Genomic DNA, 19,547 nt, shown 5'->3' on the forward strand with positions numbered 1-19,547 from the left:
CGCGATTCGGCGACGACGAGAGGACGCGCAGTGGCGAGTGAACGGCCGGCCCCTGCCGACGACAGCCGCGACGTGATCGACTGGATGCGCGCCGAGTGGACGGAACGGCGGGATTCGGGCGAACTGGAATTCGCCACTACGATGGCCCTACTGCGTACGCACCAGTGGATCGTCCGCGCCATGGATCAGGAACTGCGCTCGCTCCGATTGTCACGCAACGCCTACCTCATTCTGACGTCGCTGCAACTCTCCGAGGACCGAACCCGCCCGCTCGGAAAGCTGAGCAAGTACCTCATGGTCCATCCCACCACGGTATCGATGGCCGTCGACCAACTCGAAAAGGCCGGCCTCGTCGAACGCCACGCTCATGCGACGGATCGCCGGACCGTTCTCGCCACTCTCACCCCAGCCGGCATGGACGTGGTCGAGGAAGCGAACGATCGACTCGCCGGCGCCCGGTTCGGTCTCGCCTCGGTCGACACCGAGACACTGGAATCCCTGATCGCACACCTGCAGCTCGTCCGCCGCGCCGTCGGCGACATCGAGACCGGCCACTGAGCGACTGAACCTTTTGCGGCAGTAGCAGTCGTGTGCCGCGCTTCTCCGGCTCCCGCCCCACACCCCTTGCCAGAACAACTCTATCGACCTACTATTCAAATCTAGAGTTCTTTCCCGGCAGGGAACAGGTCCACCCGCCTTCACATTGCGCGTCAACGCTTCCCTCGCCGTGATCACCCCCGATCGAATCACGCACAGGAGCACTCTCCGATGGTTTCCTTCGCATTCACCGACGAGCACGAGGAGTTCCGAAAGACGCTGACAGCGTTCAGCGACCGCGTTCTCCTCCCCGGCTACCGCGACCGAGCAGCATCGACGGACTTTCCCTTCGACATCCTGAAGAGACTCGGCGACATCGGCCTGCTGGGCATCGGGCTACCCGAGCAGTACGGCGGGACCGGCACCGAAGATCCGATTCTGCTCGGAATCGCCACCGAGACTCTCGCATACGGCGACGTGAACATGGCATCGGCTCCCGTACAGATCGGTCTGGTCGCCTCCCAGCTGGCGCTGTGCCGGGACGAGGTCCAGGAGCGTTACCTTCCACCACTGATTCGCGGCGAACAGACCGTCGCCATAGCCTTGACCGAGCCGGGGTCCGGATCCGACGCGAGCGCCCTTCGCACCACCGCCACCGCCGTGGCGGGCGGGTGGCGCCTGACCGGTGAGAAGACCGCGATCTCGTGGGCGATGAACGCCACCGCGGCACTCGTCTATGCCCGCGAGCCCGGATCGGAGCGGGCGCGGGGCGTCAGCTGCTTCGTCGTCCCGCTCGACGCGGACGGAGTCACCGTCAGCCACATGCCGGGCATGGGTTGCCTCCCGCTGGGCTGGGGAAGCATCCACCTGTCCGACGTCTTCGTCCCCGAATCGCATCTCGTCGGCGAACTCGGCAAAGGCTTCCACTCGGTCATGGAGCATTTCGACTTCAGCCGTGCCGCCCTCGGGCTGATGTGTCTCGGAGCCGCGAAGCAGAGCCTCGAGGAGGCCGCCGACTACGCCCGGCATCGGGAAACCTTCGGGCATCCTCTCTCCGAACACCAAGGCCTCGCATTCCAATTCGCAGAACACGCCACCTACCTCGAGGGTGCCCGCTGGATCTGCTATCGGGCGCTGTGGCTGCGGGAAACCGCTCAACCGCACACCGCCCTCGCGTCGATGAGCAAGTGGTGGCCGCCCGTCGTGGCCAAGAACGCGATCGAGTTCGCCATGCGGGTCCACGGAAACCTCGGTTACTCGACCGAATCACCTCTGCAGCAGAGATACCGCGACGTCACCGCCTACCTCGTCGCCGACGGCACGGCCGAGATCCAGAAGCGCGTCATCGCCAAGGACATCTTCGCCCGCGGCACGGTATCTCTCTGACCCACCACTCCCGAACGGAATACACGAATGAGCACGCCTGACATTGCAGCACCGAAGGAACTGAAGGACAGCAGCGCCCTGGTCGTGGGAGGCACAGCCGGAATCGGCCTGGCGACCGCCGTGGGCCTCGCCCAGTCCGGGGTACCGCGGATCATGATCGTCGGTCGCGGATCGGAACGTGGAGCTGCTGCCCGAGAACGTATCTCGTCCGCCAACTCGTCGTGCGACGTGACCTTCCTGTCCGCCGATGCGACCACCGTCGACGGCGCCGCGCACATCGCGTCCGAGGCCGAACGGGTCCTGGACGGCGTCGACATCCTGGTCTCCACGACAGCCGCCGACACCCGGCCGGAACTCTTCGCGAACATCCCCACCGACGACATCGCACGCATCTTCAACCAACTCGCACTGCCGTGCATGTACCTTGCGAGCGAAATCGTTCCGCACATGTCGGCAAGGAAGTCCGGGGTGATCATCAACGTCGCCTCGGATGCCGCGAAGACCGCCACGCCCGGCGAAGCGGTCATCGGAGCAGCCAAGGCGGCGATCGTCATGTTCACCCGAACCCTGGCTATCGAAGCCAAGCGCAATGGGATCCGAGTCAACGTCCTGACCCCGTCACTGGTCGCCGGAACCGGCTCGACCGAGCGGATCACCTCCGACGGATTCAGCGCCAAACTGTTCGCCAAGGCCGCCCAGCAGGCCCACCTCGGCGTCCCCGAATCCGAGGACCTGGCAGCACTCGCGGTCTTCCTCGCCTCCCCCGCCGCACGGCGGCTCACCGGACAGGCGATCAGCGTCAACGGGGGGATATCCGCGGCCTGAAAATTACCTCCGAAGCGAAGACCCGACCCTGTTTCACCATCGACCACGCCGCTGGGGGTAGGGCGCGTTTGCGCCACTCCCGGCCTCTCATCCCATCGGGGCAACTTCTTCCCCCTCGAGGCTGAGATCGCGTCCGAATCGTTCTCTTCCCCATTCCCGGTCGACATCATGGTTCGACTGACAACTTCGGCCCGCTTCCGCCCTGCGGAGGGGCACCTGAAAGCAAGGATCCGCACATGGACGTCGTGGAGCACAGACGGGCAATCCTTCCCGAGGACCGCTACAGCGCGAGCACTCTGCACGCGTTCCGCTCGAACGGCTACTGGCGTGACGAGAGCCTGACCGAACACGTCGACCGCTGGGCGGAGGTCGACCCGGGTTTCGTCGCCGTCACCGACGGCTATGCAGCGCTCACCCGCAGCGAACTTCGCGCACAGGCGTACCGACTGGCGGCGTCTCTGAGAAGACTCGGAATCTCCGCCGGCGACCGGGTGCAGGTGCAGCTGCCGAACTGGAACGAATTCGTCGTCATCTATGTGGCCGTGGCCCGGATCGGCGCCGTTCTGGTGCCGACGATGCCGGTTTACCGACATGACGAGGTGCGCTACGTCCTCGAGCACTCCGGTGCCAAGATCTCCTTCGTCACCGAGGAGTTTCGCAAGTTCCGCTATGCCGACATGTTGACCGACGTCCGTCGGGAAGTGCCCGGCCTCGAGCACGTCGTCGTCGTACGCGGGGCGGTAGGCGTCGGAGAGCTCTCGTTCGATTCGCTGATCGCCGGCAACCATGTGCCCGGTAACGACGAGCTCGGATCGCCACCGTCGGCCGATGCCGCACACGCGATCATCTACACCTCCGGGACGGAATCACGTCCGAAAGGTTGCCAGCACACGTTCAACACCCTGTCCTTCACCGTTTACGGTCTCGGTCGTGAGGTGATGGGCCTGAATTCCGACGATGTGGTCTTCATGCCTTCCCCGGTGACGCATGCGACCGGGCTCGCCGTGGGCGTGGCGACACCGTTGATCCTCGGAAGCGGAATTCACCTTCTCGACGTGTGGGAGCCCAACGAGGGACTTCGACGTATCGCGGAGTACAGGACGACCGTCAGCATGGCCGCGACGCCGTTCCTCCAGATGGCGCTCGGGGCGATCGAGGCCGGCGCAGTTCACGACCTGAGCTCGATGCGACTCTGGGTGAGCGCCGGGGCCCCGATCCCGGAAACCCTACTGCGGAATTGGAAGGCGGCGCTCCCCGATTGCACCCTCCTTCCGGTGTACGGCAGCAGTGAGGGACTCCTGGTGACAGCCGTGCGCATCGACGATCCCGTCGAGAAAGTGCTCTCCTCCGACGGGCGGGCCTTCGACGGCGTCGATCTCGAGGTCCGCGACGAAGAGGGGACCGTCCTGCCGGCAGGCGAGGAAGGTCAGATCTTCTACGGAGGACCGGGCATCTTCCTCGGATACTGGCGTGATTCCGAGCGCACGGCCGCGTCGGTCGACGGCCGTGGGTTCCTCGCGTCCGGTGATCTCGGCCGCGTCGATGCGGACGGCTATCTCCGGGTCACGGGACGAATCAAGGACCTCATTATCCGTGGAGGCATGAACATTTCGGCACGGGAGGTGGAGGAGCACCTCTTGGCGCATCCGCGGATCGTCGCGGCAGCTGCGGTGTCGATGCCCGACGCCCGCCTCGGCGAGAAGGTGTGCGCCTTCATCGTCGTCAACGACTCCGCGCCGACTTTGGAGGAGGTGGCCGACTTCCTCCGGAACGAACGCAAGGCCATGATGCAGAAGATTCCGGAAAAGCTTGTGGTTGTGGATCAACTCCCTACCACCGCGACCGGAAAGATCCAGAAGTTCCTCCTCCGCAAGCAGGCAGCCGAATCGGTTACCGACGCCTGATCGGCTACCGCCGCCCGGGGCGGCTCATCGGGAGCCGGCCTCGGACGGCAGGCCACGAAGGAGTTGTGCACTTCGAGATCGCCGGCCACCGCGTATCTGTCCGTCAGCGAAAGGATTCGAGCTGCCTACCGCGAGCCTGTCATCTCGAGGTAGCGGTAGATGGCTTCGGACCGATTCATCGCGCCCAGTTTTCGGAGAATCTTCTTGACGTGTGTCTTCACCGTGAAGATGCTGATCACCAACTCCTCGGCGATGTCGGCGTTGGACGCACCCCGGACAACTAATGCGAAGACCTCACGTTCACGAGCAGTCAGAGAGCCGAGCGCCGGGATATCCAGGTCTTCGTTCGAGCCCCCCGCCGGCGCGACGGCCCACCGAGTGGAGTTCTCGTCGACGAAATGCACATCGGCATGCTCGAGAAGCTCGGCTTCCCTGGCTTCCTGCTGCAATCGTTGGATTATCAGGTTCTTCTGTTCGCTGAGGCGATCGGCGAGCATCAGCCGTTCGAACAGCGTTCCGGAACTTCGCGCGAATTCGCCGACCACATCGCGTACCACCGCGTCCAACGCTTCACCGGTGGTGCGGCTTCCGTGCACGAGCCCGATCACACCGGTCGACACGGCGATCGGAGCCACCACGTACGAGCTCGAGGCGAGCATCTGCGCAGCCTCCTGCGTCGGTCCGACGTCGGTGCCCGAGCCGGCGAGTACCGCCGACCGTGTCTCCCAGGCCCTGCCCTCGGCCGATTCGGAGGTGAGGGGTAGGGCGTGCGGCAACTGGAGTACCTCCTCCGTCCTTGACGCGCTGTAGAGTTCGAGCGCTGTCCACGTTCCTTTGTGTACCTCGGACAACAGTATTCGGTCGAGGTGGGCGGTGTGCGCCACTTCTCGGCAGATGAGTTTGCGGAGACCGGCGACCGACTCGGCTCCGCGAAGACGACGGATCGCGCCGGCGAAGTCGTGGGGCGAGAACGCATGTACCGGTCCGGAATGCTCCGTGCGGATTCGCCGGCGCAAGTCCTGGAGGTCGACGATGAGGCGACCGAGTGCCCGTTGCCGCTCCGGGTCGAGGTCGGCAAGCGCGGCGAACGCAGATTCGGTGGCTTCGTCCAGCAGTGTCATTCGAGTGTCGAGTGAATCCGACCGAGTCGTGCAGGGACGCGGACCGACGCCGTAGGTGTTCCGGAGATGGTCGAGGAGGGCGATCACGGCGTGTGACAATTCGCGGTCGACGGCCGCCCGGGCGGCTCTTTGCCCCTGAGATTTCTCCTTCATCGCGGTCGTCGAACCTGGCTCGAGTAGAGAGCAGCCGCGGCAGCGCGCGTAGGTGCGTGCAGCTTCTTGAGTACCGCTTTCACGTGCGATTTCACGGTGCCCTCGGAAATGACCAGTGCTCGGGCGATCTGGCTGTTCGTTGCTCCGGTGGCGAGATGGGAGAGGATCTCGCGTTCGCGGGGGGTCAGTACCGAGGCCAGTTCGACCACATGGTGGTCGTCGGGCTTGCCAACGGCACCGTCCGCCGGACCGTCGGCACGGCGGGAGAGAATCGAGTCGGCCTTCGAGATCCGATCGAGCATGGCCTGAGTTGCGTCGAACGACTTCTCGATCCGTGCACGCTGTAGTTGTAGCCGATGCTTCAGAACGGCCTGTTCGTAAATGATCGCCAGGATGGTTGCGAACGTGTCCAATCGGTCTCGATCCCCCGGGTCGAGCGCCTCGGTCGAGCCAGGACGATCGGCATGGAGCAGCCCGATGACCTTTCCCCCGGACATGACCGGCGCAGCGACGTACGCCGACGTCCGGGACGCACTGACCATCTCCCTGTGTGTGCGGTTGTCATCGGCCGGGGCCGCAACCAGCGCCGGAACCCGTCGACGTACCAGCTCGGTTTCCAGAGGTGCCTCCACCAACGAGAGTTCGGCGGAGTCTACGTAGTCGGAGAAGTCGAGGGGGGAGCCGTCGAGTTCGGGCCGCAGATAGAGGCGGCGCGGCTGCCACCGAGTGCCCGATACCGCGGAAATCAACGAGCGTGCGAACGGCAACGCGGTGCAGACGATCTCTGGAGCCGACTCGATGATCTCGCGCGGCGGAAGCTCCCGAAGTTGGAGTGCCGCGTCGTGCACCTCGACCACTTCGGCGACAGGACGAATCGCCTCGGCCTTGGCGAACTGCTCCTCGAGGTGTTCGATGCGGACGAGAACTCGACACGCGTCCTCGATGTCCGTTCCGGTCACCCGTCCCTCGGTCAGCGCCCTGGCGAGTCGACGCCGTGCCATGGCCAGCGACACCGACAGCGCGGAAGAGCGCATGTCGCAGGTTCGGTCGCCCAGCAGTTTGCCGGCCGTACCGAGGCACTCGGCGGCTCGCTCTACGAGATGCGTGAAGTCATCCGACTCACCTTCGTCTCGCATCCCGACCTCGTTGTCCACGGCACTCCCACCTCTTTGTGATTGAAATCACCGATCGATGGTACCCAGACGGGGACCTACAGTCCAATGGTATGACCCATCGCTCACGGGATCACGCTGCGCCGCACGTGCAGCACGCTGTCGCCCCCGCCCGCTCATCCGAACACTTTGGACTGTCCTTTACATTGGACTGTCCGTATGCTCTCATCGTGTGACGGAGACCACTCTTCGTGGATTCGTGCGCAGCATCGCCGCCCCGACCACCGATATCAATCACAGGAGCTTCCATGAGCGCAGTCGGCACGACTGGGTTGCAGGCGCCCTCGCGGCACTTGAACCGCTGGTGGTACGTCATCACCGGCTTTGTCACCCTGTTGTTCGGCACCAGCACGGTCAACGTTCTGTTCAACGTCCTCGGCAAGCCCATGACCGAGGAGTTCGGATGGGACCGCAGTGTCATCGCCAACGGCCTGTCCCTCGAGACGGTGATGGTCGGAGTCAGCATCGTCATCCTCGGCTTCCTCATCGACCGCTACGGTCCGAAGATGCCTTCGGTACCGATGGCCTTGGCGTTCGGAATCGGACTCATGCTGATGTCCGCACTTCCGAACAACGAAATGCTCTTCTTTGCCCTCTGCATCGTGATCGGTGCCGGCGCGGGCGCCGTGAACCCGGTGGCGCACTCCACCGTGGTCAGCGCGTGGTTCCAGGATCGCCGTGGCATGGCGCTGGGCGTCCTCATGGCCGGTCTCGGCGCCTGCGGGGTACTGATGCCCTATCTCGCGAACTGGGTGCTGGGTATGGGCGGCTGGCGCGTCGCCTTCCTCGTCATCGGCGCCGTGTGCACCGTCATCCCGGCGTCGGTCTACGCATTCGTCACCCGGATGCCCGCCGAACACGATGCCGAGCGCACGGCCGCACGTCTGCAGGGCCGGATGGCCGGGGAGTCCCTCCTCACCGTGGCGCGGAAATATCGACAGTTCTGGCTGCTCTCCGTCGCGATCTTCGTGGTGTCCTCGGCCACCTTCGGTCTGATGTCGCAGGTCGTGCCGATGACCACCGACAAGGGCATCAGCCAGGGGACTGCCGTTTCCATCCTGTCCGTACTCAGCCTGGCGTCGATCTCCGCTCGTCTGCTCGCCGGCTATCTGCTCGACCGGTTCTACGCTCCAGTCATCGGCTCGATCATCTTCGCTTTGTGCGCAGTCGGAGTCTTCCTCATGATCACCTCGTCGGAGATCGGCCTGCTCTTCGTAGGTTCCGCGCTGATCGGCCTGGGTTTGGGATCCGAGGGCGATCTCGCCGCCTACATGGTGAGCCGCTACTTCCCCAAGCACTCGTACGGTCGGGTGCTGGGATTCATCTACTTCCTCTACGCCCAGGGCGCGGCATTCGGCATCTTCCTGCTCGGACAGATCTACGGCGCCACGGGCTCCTACAGTGCCGGCGCGATACCGATCATCGTGCTGGTCGGCATCGGCATCGCCTGCCTGCTGATGATGGGCTCCTACCGCTTCACCCTCGACCACAAGCAGGTCGACGCTGCTGATGAGGCCCAGGAGACAATGACATCACCGGTTTCCAACTGATAACCCGTCGACCAGAAGGAGCACGAATGACCGACGGATTCCACGACGCCTTGGTAACCCGGGCCACCCCGGACATGCCGGAGAAATTCTTCGACCGGTTCATGTTCAATCTTCATCCGGACGGCAGCACCGCACCGTCGGTGATCCTCGGTGCCGGAGTCTATCCGCCGCGCAACGTCGTAGACGGCTTCGTGGTGCTGACCACCGGGTCCGAGCAACGCAACCTCCGCTTCTCCACAGAGCACAACACCACCGACGCCGCGTCCGTCGGACCCCTGCGCTGGGAGACCGTCGCGGACAACACGGCGTGGCGAATCCAGCTCGACGAGAACAAAACCGGACTCGAACTCGACCTCCTCTGGCACGCCCGGGCGCCCTACTGGCTCGGGTCGGTGGATGTGGCGAACACCGACGGAAACGTCACCTCGTTCGACCACCTCTTCCAGCCCGGCCGCTACGAAGGCACGCTCACGTTGGACGGCACCACCACCGATGTCGCCGGATGGTACGGACTGCGGGACCGCTCCCGCGGAGTACGCACCATGTCCGGAGGCCAGGGCCTGCACATCTGGTACCAGGCCCAGTTCCCGGACCGCACGTTCGGATTCCTCCTCGTCGAGGACCGAAACGGCGGACGGATCCTGCTGGAGGGCGCCGTCATGCACGACGACGGCCGACTCGACGACATCACCGGCGTCCGGCACAACCTGGCGTTCACGGCAGGCAACGACCTGACCAGCGGCACCGTGGAGATCGTGACCGCCGCCGGCGCGACCTACCGCCTCGACGCCGACGCCTCGGCCGGCGGTGGATACATGGCCGGTGGCGGTTACGGCGGACACCACGGAAAGGTTCGCGGTCGCGACTTCGAAGAGTTCGACGTCTATCCCCTCGACGGGACGGTGGGACCGACGACTCTCGACTCCGCCCTGACGGACCGATGCTGCACGTTCGGCTGGAACGGACAGACCGGATACGGCATTTTCGAATTCGCCCTGTCGCGGTCGTCGTCGTACGCCTACCGCCCCTCCTTGGCGTAACACGCCGAGCCCGTGACTACCCCTGCGCCTATCTGAAGGTGCAGGGGTAGCCCAGGGCGGAATCACGTTCAGACTCGAGCTCGCATCCGCACCATGAGATCGGCAGGCCCGGCCATTCGGGTCCCCCTTCGCCTGTCGGTAGGTGATGGACACTCGACGAACTCACTGTGTCGCGGGCGCGGGGCGGGCCGCTCCTCTCTGCCACGACGAGGCCGCGTCGCTGCCGCGCCTCTCGTAGGGAACGAAGTCGGTCCCATACTTCTCCCGCATGATGATGATCTTCTGGATCTGTGCCGTACCGTCGGCGATCTCGACGGACATCACATCACGCAGGCGTTGCTCGAACGGAAGTTCCTGCGAGTACCCGTAGTTGCCGTGCAGGAGGAGACATTCCTTTACCGCTGCGCTCGCGACGAGCGGGCCGTACCACTTCGCCATCGCCGCCTCGATGGTGTGGGGCAGACCGAGGGAGCGTTTCTCGAGCGCCGCGTAGCAGATCATCCGCGCCGCCTCGACCTTGGTGAGGTGTTCGGCCATGGGAAACGACACGCCCTCGAACTTCGCCAGCGGAGCACCGAACGCCGTGCGGCGGCGCACGTACTCGGCTGTTTCGTCGAGGGACGCCCGGGCCGCGCCGAGTCCGGTCAGTGCGAGCAGCGGCCGAGTGAAGTCGAACCCGTTCAGCACGCGGGAGAACGCCCGGCCTTCGAGGCCGATCAGGTTCTCCGGTGGCACCTCGACTCCGTCCAGATGCAGGACCCCGCGACCGAGGATGCCCCATCCCGTATCCGCAACCGTCGACGTGGCAATGCCACGCGCATCGAGCGGCACCAGGAACGTCGAGACGCCGGCATCCTTGCCGTCCCGGATCGTCCGTGCGGCGAGGATGATGGCTTCCGCGTCGGCGAGCATGGTCACCGACGTCTTCTCGCCGGAAATGGTGTACCCATCTGCGGTAGCTCGCGCGACGGTCTTGATGTTGGCGGCGTCGGATCCGGTCTCGGGTTCCGTCAAGCCGAACGCGACGTACGTTTCACCCGCAATCAGGCGCGGCAGCCACCTCTCGGCGATCGTCTCGGATGCGTGGTGCCGGATCAACGTGCTCATCAGCATGACGGGGATCGTGATGTTGGCGACGTTGAAGTCCGCGTAGGCGAGTTCCTCGACGGCGACGCCGGCCGCAACGAAGTCCTCCCGCTCGAGAGGGTTGTACCCCTTCCCTGCGAGCAGACCGTAGAGCCCCAGGCCGGCGATCTCGCGATGCAGATCCCAGGGGAACGTGGCGGACTTCGCGCGCTCGAGATACCCGGGTGCCAGGCGTTTCGCCGCGTATGCCCGCACCGCGTCACGGATCCCGCGCGCATCGGAGTTCAGCAACTGTGTCAAGGTGTGGTCCTTCCGCCGGTCACGGTTCGGTCCTCGGCCGCGGCGGACGTCGTCACGACACCAGATCGGCCGAGGACTGCTCGGCCGCGTCGCCCTCGGCCATCGGTGCCGCGGTCAGCGTCCCGGCGGCGATCTGTTCCTGCACACGGAACTTCTGGATCTTGCCCGACGGGGTCATGGGAAGGGACCGGGTGAAGTACCACAGGGCGGGCGTCTTGTGTGCGGCGAGCCTTTCGCGGAGCCAGGACTTCAGCTCCGCCGCGCTGGGGGGCGAGTCGGGGTCCTTCACCCGTACGACGGCGCCGATCTGTTCACCCCATTTCTCGTCCGGCACACCGATGATCGCCACCTCGGCGACGGCGGGATGCCGGTAGAGCAGTTCCTCGATCTCGCGGGGATAGATGTTGAGGCCGCCCCGGATGATCATCTCCTTGAGACGACCGGTGATCTGGAGGAACCCACGGCTGTCCATCACACCCAGATCGCCCATGCGCAGCCATCCGTCCGCATCGATGGTGGCGGCGGTTTCGTCGGGCATGTCCGAGTACCCGAGCATCACCTGGTAGCCGCGACAGCAGACCTCGCCCTGCTCACCGACGGGAACGATCTCGTCGGTGAACGGATCGACGATCTTGACCTCGAGTTCCGGCAGCGGCTGTCCCACCGTGGTCGCCTGGTCGACGACATCGTCCGTGATCCGCGTCTGGCTGATCACTCCGTGCATCTCGCTTTGGCCGAACAAGATCGTGAAGTTGCAGTCGAGGTCCTGGGTCACCCGTTCGACGAGCGCCTCGGGTACTGCCGCTGCGCCGGACATGACGGTGTGGATGCTCGACAGGTCACGCGTGTGCCGGTCCGGGTGGTCGAGCAGGGCGATGAGCATCGTGGGCACCATCAGCGAGTGGGTGCCCCGGTAGGTCTCGATCATCTCGAGCATCGCGGCCGGCTCGAAGGCCGGCAAGATCACGTAGGTTCCGTGGACGGCGAACGTGCCGAGCTCGGTGACGCCACCGCCCCCGATGTGGTACATCGGCATGGCATTGACACAGACCAGCGGGTCTGTCCGGCCGGCCCGTTCGAACACGAACGCGGCCTCGTTGACAAGACCTTTGTGGTGCAGCAGTGCGCCTTTCGGAAATCCGGTGGTGCCCGAGGTGTACTGCAGTTGCACCGCGTCCGTCGGCGAGACGGCCGGGAACTGCGCGTTCGGATCGCCGGTACGCACGAACTCGGCCCACTCGCTGCCGGACACCACTGTGTGCAGTCCGGGCAGAGTCGGGCGGACCTCGTCCAGAATCGCGCACAGGTCCGCTCCACGATAGGACTCGCGGAAGAAGAGACCGGCTGCCTCGGACTGCCGCAGGATGTACTCGAGTTCGTGTGCCCGGTACGCCGGATTGATGCCGACCAGCACCATGCCCGCCATCGCGATGGCCTGGTGCAGGATCACCCAGTCGGCACTGTTGGGCGCCCACACCGCGATCCGATCGCCGGGGCAGAAGTGGGTGAGCAAGGCGCGGGCGGTCGATTCGGTATCGGCGAGCAACTGGCGATAGGTCCATTCTCTCCGGTCCGCCGGGTCGGCAACGCCGTCGACGAGCGCGACGCGGTCGGGAACGGTCGCGGCCCCCTCCCGAAGAAGATCACTGAACGTGATGTCTCGAATGCCCGTGCTCGTGGCCGCCGGCCAATAGGACATCTGTAGCGACATGGTGTGCTCCTGCTTTCGGCTGCGCGAGATGGAAGAAAGAAAGACTGCAGGGACCGACCAGGGCCCTGGGCCGGGCACCCTGAATTGTAATCGCGGTCACACAGAATATAGTACGAATCAGTCGCCTTCCGCTACAGATCTGTCAAACATTTTGGTGGACGACACCTCCGGGTCCATCCCCGAAGCACCTGAAGCCGGCCGAGGTTCCCACCTCGGCCGGCTTCTCGCGGCAACCACTATCCCGCGGAAATCCCCCCGTTCGGGCTGACCACCTGCCCGGTGATCCGCCGCGCCTGCGCACTACAGAGGAACAGCACGAGGTCGGCAACATCGCCCGGCTCCGCCACCCCCAACGACGCCAGCCGACTCGCCTTCTCGAACAGCTTCGCACTGAACGGCTCGGACATGACGCGATCGAAGCCACCGGTGTCGCGGATGAGCGACGGCGTCACGGCATTGACTCGGATGCCGTCCCTCTTGGCCTCCATTGCAAGGGTTTTGGAGAACATGACGATCGCTGCCATGGCCGCACCGATCACACTCTCGCCCGGCGTCGGATGCTTCGCCGCATCGGAGGCGATGTTCACAATCACCCCGCCGCGCTGCTGTCGCATCGCGGGCAGGACGGCTCGGCACATGTTGATCGGGCCGAGAGCCTGGCTCAACAGCACCCCCGGAATGTCCTCGGGGTCCATCTCGTGGAACAGTCGCGGGTTGAACGAACCCGTCGTGCTGTTGACGAGGATGTCGGCAGCACCCAGCGAATCCGCAAGTTCCGTCACAACCCGCACGGCCTCCCCCGGAACATTCACGTCGGCCGCAGCGAACAGACACCACACGCCGGGTGCGAGGGTCCGAATGTGCTGTGCCGCTTTCTCGCCACGTTCGACGTTGCGCCCCACCAGACCGATCCGCTGGACGCCCGCACGCACGAACCGACGCGCCACCTCGAGCCCGACACCACTCGTCCCCCCGACGATGTAGATCGTCGACTCGGCCGGTACCGGCACCCGGAACTCACTCGGTTCTCTCATCATCAATCGTTCCTCCGCAGATCGAGCATCACCGGTCGGCCGGCATGCGCATGATCACCGTCCAGGACACCGTCGCAGCTCGCACAGTGCTGACCACCGCCCGGACTTCGCGATGCCATGTTCGTCTCCGTCGCGGCATCGCGCGCGGGCAGGGCTGTTCGGGCGCCGCGATACTCGTCGCGTGCAAGCAGCCCCGCGCCGTAGGCACCGGCGATCTGCGGCTGGTCGAGCACCTCGATCGGATGTCTCAACGCCTGCGATACACACCGGATCGCAGCCGGGTTCTTGGCCACACCGCCGGTCATCACCGCCGGTGTGGCCCTGCCGACTTGACCGACCAGCCCCAGGGTGCGCGCCGCAACCGCACGGTGCACGGACGCGGCGATGTCGGCCTTGTCCTGCCCCTGTGCGAGCAGGGAAATCACCTCGGTTTCGGCGAATGTGGCACACATACTGCTGACCTCGAGGCCGTCGGCACCGGCGAGCGCAAGATCCCCCACCGCATCGATGTCGATCTCGAGCGCGCGGGCCAGCACATCGAAGAATCGACCCGTTCCGCTCGCGCAACGGTCGTTCATGGCGAAACGTTCCACCAATCCGTCGTCGTCGACGATGATCGCCTTGCTGTCCTGGCCGCCGATGTCGATGACGAGCCGGACCCCCGGACGCAGTGCTGCCGCGCCGCGCGCATGGCAGGTGATCTCGGTGAAGGTGCGGTCGGCGCCCGGAACCAATCGGCGGCCGTACCCGGTGCTCACTGTCCATCGAATGGCCTCGCGTGGCACTCCTGCCGCGACGGCGGCACCCTCGATCGCACGGGTGACAGCTTCGCGGCTCACAGCGCCCATCTGCACGACATCCGTCCCGCACAACGCACCGTCCTGATCGACGACGGCAGCCTTCGCGGTCGTCGATCCCAGATCGACGCCCATGACGAACCACTTGTCGGTACTCATCGCACTCGTCTCTTCCGGTACGGTATCGCGCTAGACCGCGGACCTCATCCGCTGCACATCGATCGCCTCCAGCATCGCTTCGAGGCGGCTGTCGAACAACTCGTCGTTGTAGAACGATGCGTCGGCAACGTCCCCCTCGAAGAAGAACGACTTGACTCCTCGCCCGGTCTCGGCGGCCCGGGCGAGCATCGACTGCGGGTTGGTCATCGCCCGGCAGGTCCGGGTGGAGTGGAAGGCGATGCCGTCGATCGCATATTCGTCGAGACGACGCAACAACAGCTCCTGCAGGTTCTTCAGCCCGTGGTTGAGCGGGCAGAGCAGGTAGTGTTGCGCCATACCGAGCAGCGGATTGTCGACGTCGATGAGTTGTGGTTCCTGCCAGAAGGATTCGTGGGTGTACCGGCCTGCCACCACGGCCACGTCGTACTCGGCGAACTTCCTGGTCAGGAATCCGAGTTTGTTCCAGTTCATGATCCCGTCGAAGTAGACCCGGTAGCGCTCGTTCTCCACGGCGCTGACACCGTCGGCGATCCGCTGTTCGATCTCGGTCTTCACCCCGGCGAAGTAGTCCACGAGATCCTGGTTGCCAGGCAGGAAGTTGATCGGCGCGATGCTCGCCACCCAGTCCCAGTAGGTCGCCGGGGTCGGCGCCTGCCGGCAAAGTTCCATACCTTCGAGACGCAACTCCGAAGCTCGCTTGATGTATGACATGCTCTCGCTGAGCGCATCCCAGTCGAACGGCCGGCCGGTCTGGTACTCCAGGAAGTCGACCAGCTCCCGGAGCTGGCCCTCGACGTACTTGCCGACCTCGACCCACTCCTCCCCGCGCATGTATCCCGCGTCGGGTTTGTTGCCCCACAGCATCGGGAGCGAGACGTTGAACAGAGGCAACTTGCGGTCGAACACTCGGTACGTCATGGCGTCCCACTGCTGTCCGGTGCTACAGCCGGCATATCCGTTCACGAAGAAGTCCGGAGCGGGCAGCTTGCTCGCGAGCTCCTGCTGATCGGTCAGGCCCACGACGCCGGTCTCGCTCCGCCCGCTGTTCTGATGCGTCAGCACGGCGCAGCCGAGGTGCGTGCGGGCGTACGAGCACAGCTCGTTGATGTAGCCGTACTCGGCCCCGGCGGCCTGAGCCGGACCCTCGAGATGCTGGGCGGCCAGTCGTGCAGCGAACGCCTCACCGTGGCACCATTCGAGGCCGGCCGCCTGGAAGAGCGGGTTCAACGCTGCGCCGTTGTACCAGACGACGTGCTTACCGCGCTCCTTCGCGGTGAAAATGTTTTCCCAGTAGTCGGCGACCAGCTTGCCGCCGACGCGGGTACTGGACAGACGGTGCGCCTTGTCCTTGCGCGGTTGTGCAACAGTCATCACGATCTCCCTCGGGTGGTCGAGCAGGTTTCAGGACAGCACCGGCGCGGGGAGCCGGCGGATTCGCTCCACAAAGGTCTCGACCCGGGTCCGGAGTGTTTCCACAGGATTGCCCTCGTGTTCGGTTTCGATGAGGAGCACGGGGGTTCGGTTACTCTCCAGCGCTTTCCGCAGTTCCGGGTAGTAGAGCATGTGAGGTTCGCAGAACTTCGCCATCATCACGATCACGCCGTTCGCGTTGCTTCGAGCGAGTTCGTCGATCAGGTATCGGTCCCAGTCGACCTGAGTGGTCACTCGGGTGGGGCATGGGGCGTTGAGGTTTCGCTCCAGATACCAGTTCGACAGCGCCTCGAACGGATCACCGTTCTCGGGCACATCGGTGGAGATGTAGCGGTATCCGGTGTACAGGTCGTCGTCGACCACGATCACCCCGGTCTCCTCGATCACGTCCAGCAGTTCGGGCCGCGGGGCGTGGCAGAAGTGGCCGGACAGATAGAGCCTGACCACGTCGGGCTGCGCTTCCGCAGCCGGCTCGATCGCGTCGAGAAGGCGCTCGAGGGCAGCGGTGTGTTCGACGATGTCCATCACCATGCTCGACTTCACCAGCACCTGCATTTCGCTTGCGGTGATGCGGAGCCGGCCGGAGCGACGCAGCTCATAGAACTCGCGCAGCAGACGCCGGTTGGCGTTGAACATCCGAATGCTGGCGGTCAAGGTATCGGAAGTGATCGAAACACCCAGGGCGGCTTCGATCTCGGTGGTGAGTTCGCCGATGCGACCCGCCACCCGCGGTCTTGTCCACGTATCGTCCATGGCGCTGGTGAGCTGGGCGAAGTGCACAGGTTTCTCGGGTCGCGCCCATCGGATCACGTCCACCGCGCCGAGTAATTGCACGCAGTGGTCCGCCGCCACGAAGGCGTCGAAGACGTCGAGCTGTCCGACCGCCGCCTGATCGGCGACACTGCGGGTGTATCCGCAGTAGAACTCGGCGAGCAGGTTGCGGCCTTCGGTGATCGGGGTCCGGTTCTCCTGGATGAGCACCGGAAGGGCGCCGGCGGCGTGCACAAGTTCGGAGGGAAAGTTCATCGGGAAGGAACCGATCACGCTGCGGCCATGGGTCGCCTTCCATGTCTGCGCGTAGGCGACCGGATCTACGGCCACGGCGCGCAGCGTCGCCATCAGTTCTGGACTGAGTCTGTTCACGTTTCGCCCTCGGATTCGTCGATGGATGCCGACAGCGACAAGTCGGTGCTTCGCTGCGACGTCGAGCTAGATAATACTTAATTTGGTAGTTAGTATCCAGAGTTGTCAAACATTAATGCCGTTCGGAGGTAGAAGATGACGCGTGTACTCGACGGGCTGCGGGTGGTCGAGCTGGCCGGGATCGGCCCCTCCCCCCATGCCGCGATGCTGCTGGCCGACCTCGGGGCGGACGTCGTGCGGATCGAACGTCCCGGCGGGGTGAGCCAACTCCTGCCCGTGGAGCAGGACGCCGGCCTGCGCAACCGTCGCTCGGTCCGCGCCGATCTGAAAGATCTCGACGATCTGCAGCGCGTGCTGGGCCTCGTCGACAATGCGGATGTGCTCATCGAGGGCTACCGCCCCGGCGCGGCGGAACGCCTCGGCATCGGCCCCGACGTGTGCCGAGCACGCAATCCCCGCCTCGTCTACGCCCGGATCACCGGGTGGGGACAGGACGGTCCGCTGGCCCCCTACGCGGGGCACGACATCAACTACCTCGCCCTCACCGGGGCGTTGAACGCGATCGGACGGAAAGGCGAACGCCCGCTGGCACCGCTCAACCTGGTCGCCGACCTGGGGGGAGGCTCGATGCTGGCGATCACCGGCATCCTCGGTGCCCTCTATGCGCGGGAGCGGTCCGGGCAGGGTGACGTCGTCGACGTCGCGATGGTCGACGGCGTCAGCACGCTGATGACGATGTACTGGACGCTGACCGAAAACGGCCTATGGTCCGCCGACCGGGGAACCAACGTCGTCGACGGCGCGGCCCCGTTCTACGACACCTACGAATGTGCCGACGGGCGGTACGTCGCAGTCGGCGCGGTGGAGCCGGCGTTCTACGCGCACCTGCTCACGGGCCTCGGACTCGACCCGGCACACCTTCCGGATCAATACGATCGCACGGCCTGGCCTACGGTGCGCACTCGGTTCGCCGAGATCTTCCGCGGACGCGATCGCGACGAATGGGTGGAGCACTTCGCCCCCCTCGACGCGTGTTTCACGCCGGTGCTCGCCCTGGACGAGGTCGCGGCGCACCCGCACATCGCCGCACGCGGGACAGTCGTCGAATCGTTCGGACAGCGTCAGCCGGCGGCATCGCCACGCTTCGCGAACGCGGCGCCGGCCACGTACTCGGCACCTCGCGTGCCCGGCGCGGACACCGACGCCGTCTTGCGCGACTGGGGTGTCGACGGTGCGGACTGATGTGCGACATCCCGCCGTCCCCGCACCGCCGGGGTCCGGTGTGGCGTTGCTCCGACCGCTTGCGCGACGATGGACCCATGATTGATCCCGACATCGGGTCCGCGTCCGACAAGGACGCAGCCCCCACCCGCAGCGCCCGATCCGTGCTTGTGACGGTGCTCGGCGAGTTGGTCGAACCATACGGTCGACCGGTTCGTACCGCGGCCCTGCTCCACGTCCTGAAGGGACTTGGATTCGGCGAGCCCGCGGCACGGCAGGCTCTGGCCCGCACAGGATCGTCCGGGTTGATCGCCGCCGAGCGGGTCGGTCGGGAGACGTTGTGGCACCTGACCGACGAAGCGCACCGACTGTTCGCCGAAGGCGACATGCGTGTCTTTCCCCCCGATGTCGACGTCACCCAGTGGGACGGCCGTTGGCTGGTGATCAACGTCCCGGTTCCCGAATCTCACCGCTCGAGTCGCAAGAAACTGTATGCGGCATTGCGGTGGGCCGGCTTCGGAAACCCGACTCCCGGGGTCTGGGTGACCCCCCACGTCGATCGCGCCGCGGAGGCCGCCAGGACGATCGAGTCGCTGGGGTTGACCGACAACACGGTCACCTTCGTCGGCCCAATCGGCCAGCCGGGCATCACCGAGGCCGAACTCGTGCGGCGGTCCTGGGATCTCGACGAGGCCGAGAAGGTCTACGACGAGCTGCTCGCCCGGTTCGACGTGCGCGGATTCGCCTCGGACGACGAGTTGCTCATCACCCACCTGCAGCTGGCCGATTCCCTGCGCCGGATGCCCTACCTGGATCCCCGACTGCCCGAGGTCCTGCTGCCGGACTGGGCCGGATTGCGGGCGGCGAAGCGACTACGCGACTTGCGTACCGAGTGGACGCCGGCAGCGCACGCTCGCTGGCGTGAGATCGCGGGCGTCGGGTAGGGACCACCGGGTCGGAGCCCGGCTGGTACCGGT

At 65.2% G+C, this 19,547-nt stretch carries 17 protein-coding genes; 9 read left to right on the plus strand and 8 right to left on the minus strand.

What is annotated here, in order from left to right; translation table 11 throughout:
• Positions 1 to 30: 30 nt before the first annotated feature.
• The 4 genes from F1734_RS22000 (at position 31) to F1734_RS22015 (ending at position 4,652) form a co-directional block, all read left to right on the plus strand.
• A complete protein-coding gene (locus F1734_RS22000) occupies positions 31 to 558 on the plus strand; it encodes a MarR family winged helix-turn-helix transcriptional regulator (RefSeq protein WP_010593353.1) in 528 nt (175 codons plus the stop codon).
• A 210-nt stretch (positions 559 to 768) separates the two neighbouring features.
• Complete coding sequence (locus F1734_RS22005) at positions 769 to 1,923, plus strand: acyl-CoA dehydrogenase family protein (RefSeq protein WP_064065744.1); 1,155 nt, start codon at positions 769 to 771, stop codon at positions 1,921 to 1,923.
• 27 nt (positions 1,924 to 1,950) lie between these two features.
• Positions 1,951 to 2,748, plus strand: a complete 798-nt coding sequence (locus F1734_RS22010) for an SDR family NAD(P)-dependent oxidoreductase (RefSeq protein WP_010593355.1) — start codon at positions 1,951 to 1,953, stop codon at positions 2,746 to 2,748.
• A gap of 236 nt (positions 2,749 to 2,984) precedes the next feature.
• A complete protein-coding gene (locus tag F1734_RS22015) occupies positions 2,985 to 4,652 on the plus strand; it encodes an AMP-binding protein (protein ID WP_203011053.1) in 1,668 nt (555 codons plus the stop codon).
• A 125-nt stretch (positions 4,653 to 4,777) separates the two neighbouring features.
• Here the strand turns inward: F1734_RS22015 and F1734_RS26335 are convergent, their stop codons facing one another.
• Positions 4,778 to 5,311 carry a helix-turn-helix transcriptional regulator gene (locus F1734_RS26335; protein WP_238424011.1) on the minus strand — a complete coding sequence of 178 codons (534 nt, stop codon included), beginning with the start codon at positions 5,309 to 5,311 and terminating at the stop codon, positions 4,778 to 4,780.
• A gap of 216 nt (positions 5,312 to 5,527) precedes the next feature.
• On the opposite strand from F1734_RS26335, the gene F1734_RS26340 reads away from it, so the two are divergent.
• Positions 5,528 to 5,788 (plus strand): hypothetical protein, encoded by a 261-nt coding sequence (locus tag F1734_RS26340; protein WP_238424012.1) that lies wholly within the window; start codon positions 5,528 to 5,530, stop codon positions 5,786 to 5,788.
• 134 nt (positions 5,789 to 5,922) lie between these two features.
• On the opposite strand, the gene F1734_RS22025 is transcribed toward F1734_RS26340, so the two are convergent.
• Positions 5,923 to 7,080, minus strand: a complete 1,158-nt coding sequence (locus F1734_RS22025; protein WP_203011054.1) for a LuxR C-terminal-related transcriptional regulator — start codon at positions 7,078 to 7,080, stop codon at positions 5,923 to 5,925.
• 266 nt (positions 7,081 to 7,346) lie between these two features.
• Here F1734_RS22025 and F1734_RS22030 point away from each other — a divergent pair, with 266 nt between their 5' ends.
• Together F1734_RS22030 and F1734_RS22035 are read left to right on the plus strand one after the other, a co-directional pair.
• Positions 7,347 to 8,648 carry an MFS transporter gene (locus F1734_RS22030; RefSeq protein ID WP_203011055.1) on the plus strand — a complete coding sequence of 434 codons (1,302 nt, stop codon included), beginning with the start codon at positions 7,347 to 7,349 and terminating at the stop codon, positions 8,646 to 8,648.
• Positions 8,649 to 8,674: 26 nt separating this feature from the next.
• Positions 8,675 to 9,688: an Rv3169 family protein gene (locus F1734_RS22035; RefSeq protein ID WP_203011056.1), complete on the plus strand. Its 1,014-nt coding sequence runs from the start codon at positions 8,675 to 8,677 to the stop codon at positions 9,686 to 9,688.
• A gap of 162 nt (positions 9,689 to 9,850) precedes the next feature.
• On the opposite strand, the gene F1734_RS22040 is transcribed toward F1734_RS22035, so the two are convergent.
• The 6 genes from F1734_RS22040 to F1734_RS22065 form a co-directional block, all read right to left on the minus strand.
• Positions 9,851 to 11,074, minus strand: a complete 1,224-nt coding sequence (locus F1734_RS22040; protein ID WP_203011057.1) for an acyl-CoA dehydrogenase family protein — start codon at positions 11,072 to 11,074, stop codon at positions 9,851 to 9,853.
• A gap of 52 nt (positions 11,075 to 11,126) precedes the next feature.
• Positions 11,127 to 12,785 carry an AMP-binding protein gene (locus F1734_RS22045; protein ID WP_203011058.1) on the minus strand — a complete coding sequence of 553 codons (1,659 nt, stop codon included), beginning with the start codon at positions 12,783 to 12,785 and terminating at the stop codon, positions 11,127 to 11,129.
• Positions 12,786 to 13,021: 236 nt separating this feature from the next.
• A complete protein-coding gene (locus tag F1734_RS22050; RefSeq protein WP_010593363.1) occupies positions 13,022 to 13,822 on the minus strand; it encodes an SDR family NAD(P)-dependent oxidoreductase in 801 nt (266 codons plus the stop codon).
• The gene (locus F1734_RS22055) at positions 13,822 to 14,775 is read right to left on the minus strand and encodes an acyl-CoA dehydratase activase (protein WP_010593364.1); all 954 of its coding nucleotides are present in this window, start codon (positions 14,773 to 14,775) and stop codon (positions 13,822 to 13,824) included. The genes F1734_RS22050 and F1734_RS22055 overlap by 1 nt, the downstream gene beginning before the upstream one ends.
• 30 nt (positions 14,776 to 14,805) lie before the next feature.
• The gene (locus F1734_RS22060; protein WP_010593365.1) at positions 14,806 to 16,146 is read right to left on the minus strand and encodes a 2-hydroxyacyl-CoA dehydratase subunit D; all 1,341 of its coding nucleotides are present in this window, start codon (positions 16,144 to 16,146) and stop codon (positions 14,806 to 14,808) included.
• A 30-nt stretch (positions 16,147 to 16,176) separates the two neighbouring features.
• Positions 16,177 to 17,325, minus strand: a complete 1,149-nt coding sequence (locus F1734_RS22065; protein WP_203011059.1) for a 2-hydroxyacyl-CoA dehydratase subunit D — start codon at positions 17,323 to 17,325, stop codon at positions 16,177 to 16,179.
• A 159-nt stretch (positions 17,326 to 17,484) separates the two neighbouring features.
• Between F1734_RS22065 and F1734_RS22070 the strand changes: the two genes are divergently transcribed.
• Positions 17,485 to 18,591 (plus strand): CaiB/BaiF CoA transferase family protein, encoded by a 1,107-nt coding sequence (locus F1734_RS22070; protein WP_203011060.1) that lies wholly within the window; start codon positions 17,485 to 17,487, stop codon positions 18,589 to 18,591.
• Between the two features lie 77 nt (positions 18,592 to 18,668).
• Positions 18,669 to 19,514, plus strand: coding sequence for a PaaX family transcriptional regulator (locus F1734_RS22075; protein WP_203011061.1), 846 nt, complete (start codon positions 18,669 to 18,671; stop codon positions 19,512 to 19,514).
• The last annotated feature ends 33 nt before the right edge of the window (positions 19,515 to 19,547 follow it).

Origin of the sequence: Rhodococcus ruber, assembly GCF_016804345.1 — a bacterium.
GTDB classification, from domain to species: domain Bacteria; phylum Actinomycetota; class Actinomycetes; order Mycobacteriales; family Mycobacteriaceae; genus Rhodococcus; species Rhodococcus ruber.

Bases quoted from the DNA above. Each gene is read 5' to 3' on its own strand.
- F1734_RS26335 (WP_238424011.1), bottom strand. From the start codon at position 5,311: ATGCTCGCCTCGAGCTCGTACGTGGTGGCTCCGATCGCCGTGTCGACC.
- F1734_RS22035 (WP_203011056.1), top strand. From the start codon at position 8,675: ATGACCGACGGATTCCACGACGCCTTGGTAACCCGGGCCACCCCGGAC.
- F1734_RS22010 (WP_010593355.1), top strand. From the start codon at position 1,951: ATGAGCACGCCTGACATTGCAGCACCGAAGGAACTGAAGGACAGCAGC.
- F1734_RS22055 (WP_010593364.1), bottom strand. From the start codon at position 14,775: ATGAGTACCGACAAGTGGTTCGTCATGGGCGTCGATCTGGGATCGACG.
- F1734_RS22050 (WP_010593363.1), bottom strand. From the start codon at position 13,822: ATGATGAGAGAACCGAGTGAGTTCCGGGTGCCGGTACCGGCCGAGTCG.
- F1734_RS22045 (WP_203011058.1), bottom strand. From the start codon at position 12,785: ATGTCGCTACAGATGTCCTATTGGCCGGCGGCCACGAGCACGGGCATT.
- F1734_RS22075 (WP_203011061.1), top strand. From the start codon at position 18,669: ATGATTGATCCCGACATCGGGTCCGCGTCCGACAAGGACGCAGCCCCC.
- F1734_RS22005 (WP_064065744.1), top strand. From the start codon at position 769: ATGGTTTCCTTCGCATTCACCGACGAGCACGAGGAGTTCCGAAAGACG.
- F1734_RS22060 (WP_010593365.1), bottom strand. From the start codon at position 16,146: ATGACTGTTGCACAACCGCGCAAGGACAAGGCGCACCGTCTGTCCAGT.
- F1734_RS22065 (WP_203011059.1), bottom strand. From the start codon at position 17,325: ATGGCGACGCTGCGCGCCGTGGCCGTAGATCCGGTCGCCTACGCGCAG.
- F1734_RS22015 (WP_203011053.1), top strand. From the start codon at position 2,985: ATGGACGTCGTGGAGCACAGACGGGCAATCCTTCCCGAGGACCGCTAC.
- F1734_RS22030 (WP_203011055.1), top strand. From the start codon at position 7,347: ATGAGCGCAGTCGGCACGACTGGGTTGCAGGCGCCCTCGCGGCACTTG.
- F1734_RS22070 (WP_203011060.1), top strand. From the start codon at position 17,485: ATGACGCGTGTACTCGACGGGCTGCGGGTGGTCGAGCTGGCCGGGATC.